Genomic DNA, 5,375 nt, shown 5'->3' on the forward strand with positions numbered 1-5,375 from the left:
CCGTCGCAAAAGCAGTCTCGACTGCCGCCTGCTCTGCTTCACCGGAAAGGCAAAAGCTCTATAGGGTTTAATGCCCATTACTTGACAGGTCGTTCCATATCAGGAGTGCGCCCTGCCGGGCGCACCGAAAAAAAAGGGGGTGAGGCACAGGCGCCTCACCCCCCTTGCTGTATTTATGTATCTTCGGTTATTTATGAAGCTTGCGCCTTCCCAAAACCGCCAGACCCAGGATGCCTGACCCCAGGAGCATCAGCGTGCCCGGTTCAGGGACCGCTGCCCCCACCGTAGGATCTCCAAGGTCGCTATTAGTCTGCAGCGTCATTCCCTTCAATCCTTCAGCCGGAGGGGTGATATTGCCCTTGGGTAACACGAACCCATCGGATTGCGGAACGGGGGAGGGCACGGGGCGTTTGAAGAGGCTGTCCAGCACCGCTTCGATGGTCTCGCCGGTAAATTCCTCGACATACCCGGCATCGCCTTTAACGGTAGTATTATTCTGAGGGGATTCGGAAGCACCCTCCAGGGCGGCCCACCCGGAGGGGATAGCCATCATCAGACAGATGGATAAGAAAGTGACAACGAACGTTTTCCTGGCCACTTCATGCTCCTTTCTGAACAGGCCCGCTATCGACCGGCTCGCCCTTATCCTATGCAATCTACGTGCCACTCACCAAATCATTGATTTCATTGATCTTAAACAATCAAACCGGCGCCACGACTGTAAGAGATCCCGACAGGATCCCCGCAGTGGGAGGAGGCGCCGGAGAGGCCATGAAATGGTAAAGGCTGGCATGTCAATTAATTGACACGATCCGATCTCCGCCGACCCCCTGTTTCGGCCCCCGTCCCGGGCAGGTGGGAGAATTCCCGGAAATGTAAAGAAAATTTACAAATCCCGGCTTCCGGGACCTTTCCGGCCGGAAAAAAGTCAGGCGGCGGGCCCGAAAACCTATTCCATCCGGGCCGGCTCCAGCCTGGGCACCAGCAGGTGCATGATCAGCAGGGCGACCAGGTAGGCGAAGCCGGCGATCAGGAACATGATTTCGTAGTTGCCCGTGTTCTGCTTGACCCAGCCGGCGCCCCAGTTCATCACCACCCCCCCCATGGCCCCGGCGAAACCGCCGATCCCGACCACGGAGCCGACGGCCTTGCGGGGGAACATGTCCGAGGTCGTGGTGAAGATGTTGGCCGAGAAGCCCTGGTGCGCCGCCGCCGCCAGCCCGATGAGCCAGACGGCCACCCACTGGCCGTCGACGTGGGGGGCCAGCGCCACCGGGAGGATGCAGAGGGCGCATGCCAGCATCGCCGTCTTCCGCGCGGCGTTGACCGTCCACCCCCTGCCGAGCAGGGACGAACTGAACCACCCCCCGGCCACCGAACCGACGTCGGCCAGCAGGTAGACCGTGATCATCGGCAGCCCGATCGACTTCAGGTCCACCCCGAAGCGGTCGTTCATGAAGAGCGGAAACCAGAAGAGGTAGAACCACCAGATGGAGTCGGTCAGGAATTTGCCGAGGGCGAAGGCCCAGGTCTGCCGGAAGCGGACCAGCTGCACCCAGCGCACGCCGCCGGGGGCGTCCGGGGGGTCGCTCTGGATATGGGCCAGTTCCGCGGGGGAGATGCGCGGGTGCCGTGCGGGAGTGTGGTAGAGGGGCCACCAGAACAGCACCCAGACCATGCCCGCCAGGCCGGTGAAGAGAAACGCCTCCTGCCACCCCCAGGTGAGGGCGATCCACGGAACGATGAGGGGCGCGAGGACGGCCCCCACGTTGGTCCCGGCGTTGAAGATGCCGGTAGCCAGCGCCCGCTCCTTCCGGGGGAACCATTCCGCCACCGTCTTGATGGCGGCGGGGAAATTGCCGCTCTCGCCGATCCCCAGCGCGAAGCGCGCCATCCCGAAACCCAGGGCGCTGCGCACCAGGGCGTGCGACGCGGCCGCGAGCGACCAGAGGACCAGGTAGATCGTGTACCCCAGCCGGGTGCCGACGCGGTCGATGAACCAGCCGGCGAAGAGAAAACCGATCGCGTAGGCCAGGGTGAAGGCGCCGCTGATGTAGCCGTACTGCTGGTCGGTCCAGCCGATTTCGGTCCGGAGCGTCGGCGCCAGGACGCCGAGGACCGACCGGTCCACGTAGTTGATGGTGGTGGCGAAGAACAGGAGGGCGCAGATGGTCCACCGGTACCGGCCGATCTTCTCTCTGATGTCTTCACTCATCGAGTCACCCGGGGAGATAGGGGCAGGGTCGGGATCAGCGCGCCTTGTGCGAGCTTTCCATCAGGACCAGGCCCGATGCGATCGGGTCGGGCAGCCTGAACGACGAGAGATCGAAACCTTCCCTGATTTTCCCCTTGACGACCACCTGGGCCCCCTTGCGCGGCACCCCGGAAGTGGAGACCACCAGGAGCTTCCCGGTGCCGTCCTCGATTTCGTAAACGCCGTTACCGAGGACGGAGGTGCTCCAGCTCACCGTCCCCGCCACCGCCACCTCCTTGTTGGCGTACCGGCCGGGGTCCGCCAGGATCTCGTTGATGGTCTTCTGCTCGCAACCCGCCAGCAGCAGCACGCTGCACACGATCGCGGCCCACACGGCCCATTTCCCGAATCTGTTTCCGGTCATGATCTCTCCGTTCCGGAGGGACCGCGCAGGGAGGCACCCGCCCCCGGCTGTCGGCCCCGCCCGCGCACTCTAATAGCTGGTCCAGCCGCCGTCGACCAGGATGGCCTGGCCGTTGATGTACGAGGAGCTCTCCGAGGCCAGGAAGATGGCCGCCTCTGCGATCTCCTCCGATTCGCCCGGCCGCTCGACGAGCCCCCGCCCCCGCTGCGCCAGCGCGAGCCCGCCCTGGTTGAACTCCTGGAGGAACTCGTCGCTCCCCATCTCCTTCTTGATCGACCCGGGACAGACGGCGTTGCAGCGGATATTCCTGTTCGCGTACATGTAGGCGGTGTTCTTGGTAAGCCCGATCAGGCCGTGCTTGGAGGCGGTGTAGGCCGCCCCGGCGCGGCCGCCGTACAGCCCGGCCACCGAGGCGATATTGATGATCACGCCCCCCCCCTCCTTCTCGAACTCCCGGATCGCCCGCCGCATCGTGCGCGCCGGGGCGAGGAGGTTCAGCCTCAGGACCTTGTCGAAGATCTCGTCATCGAAATCGCCCACCCCGCTGAAATCGTCCATGAGCCCGGCGTTGTTGATCAGGACGTCCAGTCGGCCGAACCGTCTCACCGCCTCGTCGACCATGCCGTCGATGTCCGCCTGCACGAGCATGTCCCCCTTCCAGGGGACGAGCGAGCCGCCGCATTCGGGGTAGGAGCCGGCCAGAGCCTCCAGGCGTTTGGTCCCCACGGCCACCGCCAGCACGCCGGCCCCCTCGCGGGCGAACATGTCGCAGATGGTCCGCCCGAGACCCGAACTGGCCCCGGTGACCACCACTGATTTGTTGGCGAGTCTCATCTTCGGTGTCTCCAAGGTTAATTGTCGAAAAGCCACTTGTGCCGGATGTCCTGGGTGGCGTTGAAGATGTCGAGCGTCTTGAAAAACGCGTCGAGGTTGGCGATCGGAACCCCCGGCGGCGTCTCGCACCCGGTGGAGAGGACGAAATTGGGGTGCTTGGACATCTGCTCCAGCAGTTCGAGCGTTTTCAGCTTGACGTCGCGCACGCTCCCCAGCTTCATGACCTTCACCGGGTCGATGTTGCCGAAGGCGAGCACGTCCCGGGGAATCTGGGCAAGGATGTTGCGCATGTCCACCACGTTGCCGAAGTGCAGGGCGTCGGCCCCGGTATAGAGCATGGCCGCGACCAGGATCTCGGTGTTGCCGCAGTTGTGAAGGATGACGACGAAGTCGTCGTCCTGCACCGCGTCGAGGATCCTCCGGACGTATTCGGAGGAGAAGCGCAGGCAGAAGGGGGGGGAGATCAGTCCCGCCGCCGGCTCGGCCAGGATCACGCCGTTGGCCCCCGCCTCCTTGTAGGCCGTGGCATAGTCGATGAGGAACCGCGTCGCCTTCTCGAGCAGCGCCTCGGCCGCCTCCGGTTCCCGCCGGAGCAGGACCATGAATTTTCCCATCTCCATGAGCCTGCAGGCGAGGGAAAACGGGCCGATGGCCCCGCCGAAAACGGGGACCTCCGCGATATTCGCGGCCGCCAGGGAAGCCGCTTCGATGTAGGCCCCGGTCCGACCGGCCCCGACTTCGGGAATGTCGAGCGCGCGGATCCCCTCCAGGTCTGAGACGAGGCTGCCGATCACCGTGGGAGCCTCGGTGTCGGAGAGCCTGACGCTGCTTCCGAACGCCTCGGCCTCGGCCGACAGGTCCATGGCCGTGTGGGCGGCCAGGGACGGGTAGCGTTCCGCCAGCGCCGCCATGCACTCGTACTGGACCCGGCCGTTATGGTAGAGATCGGACACCGGTCTCCCCAGCAGGTCCATCCCCGAAAAGGTCACGAACGGCATTGCCTTGCGCGTACTGGGGCTCGGAATCTTCATCAGCCACTGCTTCATGTTTCGTTTCATGGATCAACCCTTTAAAAACGGGGACGGACCAGAGCATGTTGCCGATTCATAACAGGAGATATTATCCCCGACCGCGCGGCGGGTGCAAAAAAAAAGCCACGGATCTCACATGTCCTCCCGTGAAATCCGTGGCTTCCTTCCCGGATCGGATCGGCCTACACCGTCTGCAGGAGCGCCCGCTTGACCAGCGTCCTGGCGATCTGGACCTTCCACCTGGTCGCCGCGAGCGGCCGCGCGTCCGCCACCGCCGCCTCGCCCGCCGCCGCGGCCAGCGCCTCGTCGATCTTCTTCCCCGCCACGACCGCCTCGGCCTTCACCGCCCGGTAGGGCTTCGGCGCCACCGCGTTCAGGGCGATCCGCGCCGCCCCGCCCCCCGTCATCACCGCGCAGTTGACGACCGGGAAGTCGATCGACTTGCGGATCGCGAACTTGAGAAACGCGCTCTTGGCCCCCGCGGGAGGCGCCGGGATCCAGATCTCCCGGATGATCTCCCCTTTTTCAAGAACCGTGTTCCCCGGGACTTTCACGTCGAAGAAGTTCTCCGCTTCGATCGTCCGGCTGGTGGTCACCACCCGGGCGTTGAGCGCGACGAGGGCCGGGGCCGTGTCGCTCGGGTGCACGGCGATGCAGCTGCCCACCGCCCCGAAGATCGAGTGGTAGCGGTTGTCCCCCGACATGGCGAAACACTTCTCTCCCCCCTTGCGCTTGCAGTCGAAGCGGTTTTCCGGCTTGCGGAAATACCAGCAGCGGTGCAGCTGCGCCAGGTTCCCCCCGATCGTCCCCATCTCCCGGATGTGGGGGGAGGCCACGCGCGAGGCCGCCTGCGCCAGCGCCGTGTACTTCTCCTTGATGACGGGGTTCGCCG

6 protein-coding genes are annotated in these 5,375 nt (G+C 64.6%); all 6 read right to left on the minus strand.

Translation table 11 applies throughout. The annotated features are described in order from the left end of the window. Nucleotides 1-187 precede the first annotated feature (187 nt). Nucleotides 188-553 carry a PEP-CTERM sorting domain-containing protein gene (locus tag GXY47_16160; protein ID NLV32677.1) on the minus strand — a complete coding sequence of 122 codons (366 nt, stop codon included), beginning with the start codon at nucleotides 551-553 and terminating at the stop codon, nucleotides 188-190. 396 nt (nucleotides 554-949) lie between these two features. Further along, nucleotides 950-2,215, minus strand: coding sequence for an MFS transporter (locus tag GXY47_16165; protein ID NLV32678.1), 1,266 nt, complete (start codon nucleotides 2,213-2,215; stop codon nucleotides 950-952). Nucleotides 2,216-2,249: 34 nt separating this feature from the next. After that, a complete protein-coding gene (locus GXY47_16170; protein ID NLV32679.1) occupies nucleotides 2,250-2,618 on the minus strand; it encodes a cytochrome c maturation protein CcmE in 369 nt (122 codons plus the stop codon). A 69-nt stretch (nucleotides 2,619-2,687) separates the two neighbouring features. Continuing rightward, a complete protein-coding gene (locus tag GXY47_16175) occupies nucleotides 2,688-3,452 on the minus strand; it encodes an SDR family oxidoreductase (protein NLV32680.1) in 765 nt (254 codons plus the stop codon). Nucleotides 3,453-3,469: 17 nt separating this feature from the next. Next, a complete protein-coding gene (locus tag GXY47_16180; protein ID NLV32681.1) occupies nucleotides 3,470-4,510 on the minus strand; it encodes a methylcobamide--CoM methyltransferase in 1,041 nt (346 codons plus the stop codon). 155 nt (nucleotides 4,511-4,665) lie between these two features. Further along, a partial coding sequence (locus tag GXY47_16185) for a molybdopterin dehydrogenase (protein NLV32682.1) occupies nucleotides 4,666-5,375 on the minus strand: 710 nt, incomplete at its 5' end.

It is taken from the genome of Acidobacteriota bacterium (assembly GCA_012729555.1).
Taxonomy (GTDB): Bacteria; Acidobacteriota; UBA6911; order UBA6911; family UBA6911; genus UBA6911.